Annotated in this window: 2 protein-coding genes; both read right to left on the bottom strand. The window is 55.6% G+C overall.

What is annotated here, in order from left to right:
* Window positions 1-354 precede the first annotated feature (354 nt).
* Window positions 355-927 carry a hypothetical protein gene (locus ASD82_RS17740; RefSeq protein ID WP_157599240.1) on the bottom strand — a complete coding sequence of 191 codons (573 nt, stop codon included), beginning with the start codon at window positions 925-927 and terminating at the stop codon, window positions 355-357.
* A gap of 78 nt (window positions 928-1,005) precedes the next feature.
* The coding region (locus ASD82_RS17360; RefSeq protein ID WP_235580684.1) for a hypothetical protein at window positions 1,006-1,494 on the bottom strand (489 nt) is incomplete at its 5' end.

Below are 1,494 nucleotides of genomic sequence, written 5' to 3'. Positions count from 1 at the left end.
CGTCATGCACCTCGGGTTGACGGGAAGTCTCTTACGGAGATGTTAGGCGACAGATGTATGAAGTAGCGGAGTGGCGCCGAATCCGACGCCACGCTGGCAATTTACTCCGTGCCAGCAACCACACCACTTGCTATGAGCAAGGGAAAAGTTGGTTTCCGCCGGAGGTATACAAAAATTTTGCCAAGGGACACCTCCTTTGCTGCGACAGATACAAGAATGCAGCAGGGCCAAGCATACGCGAAGCCTGAGGAATCTGCGCCGAACTGCGCTGACGCCTAACGCTGGAGTTAAGCGGCGGCGGAGCCGTCCGCTTGAATGATTTGTTGGGCGAGTGGGCGAGGAAGTCTCCAGCGCTCAACTCTTATCGTATACACGAATGTCCTTGCCCCAAGAAGCTGACGAGCTATCACCCTCGAAAACCTCCACACGTACGTTACCAGCGCGCGCAAAAATAAGTTGCAGTTCAGCTCGGCCTGATTCCGCGTTGAAATGCTGCACCGGCGAAGAAGTATTGTCCTGATACTTGCTTATTACCCAGTTGGTGACACCAACCACGTTGTAATGCCAAGCGCCAGAGGTGTCGCTGAGATAAGCGTGCGGCGGACCATGCAGCACCACGTGCAGAGTCTCGTTGTCGGGGATGTCCGCTCGCAACGATAATTCTTGCCCTACGAACGCATCGTGCGTCGTTGCCGCCAACAGATTTGGCCCGTGACGCCCATTCGCTACGTACTGAAACTTGCCGGCTACGGACTCTTTTGTGCTTTGTTGAACGGGGCTGCCCGCTCTTGCCTTTAGCAATTCGATTCTCTCGTGATAAAACAGTTTGGCAGCGCCCCAGCCTGCGCCAAATGCCAGTACTACGAACGTGGCAAAGCCCCAAGGGTTTGCAGTTACCCAACCCCAGTTCTGCTGTAGTAGACCCATCATTCCCCCTCAGCTACAAGATTTGACGCCCAACGCTGGAGTTGAGCGGCGGCGGAGCCGTCCGCCTCGAACGAACGGTTAGGCCTCATCGTCGTCGGACTCCCACTCTGCTAGGTCTTCTACGGGACGCGGAAGACGCCCCTCAAGCCATTCTGATGCGGACGCTGGGGAGAAAGACGGATCTGACGATTCGATGACCCATGAGAGGAAGTGCTCAGGACCGCCGTTCATGTACGGGGGCGGCGAAACCGGCTTGAAGATTGTTGGCAGGGGCTCGTTTAACGACAAATAGTTGAGCACATGGCCAAATTCTTGAACCACTGCCCAAGCCAAAGAGTGGCTGATGTCGAGCGAGAACTTTACCCACCAATTTCCGCTCTCGAACTTGCCCGAGCCGATGTTGGCAGATACAGCTGGAACCCTCTTGAGGTACGTCAGCAATGGTTCGAAGTACTCAGAATTTTCCATGGGGCCTAACGCTGGAGTTAAGCGGCGCGCGTCAGCGCGTCCGCCTTGAACGAGTAAAAAGAGACTTCCTCCCCTTTCGGCCTCGAGGGCCATGATGGT

The sequence above is a fragment of the Rhodanobacter sp. Root179 genome (genome assembly GCF_001428465.1).
GTDB lineage: Bacteria > Pseudomonadota > Gammaproteobacteria > Xanthomonadales > Rhodanobacteraceae > Rhodanobacter.
Note: the sequence above shows the minus strand (reverse complement) of the source record. Positions and strands in the feature narration are given on the sequence as shown.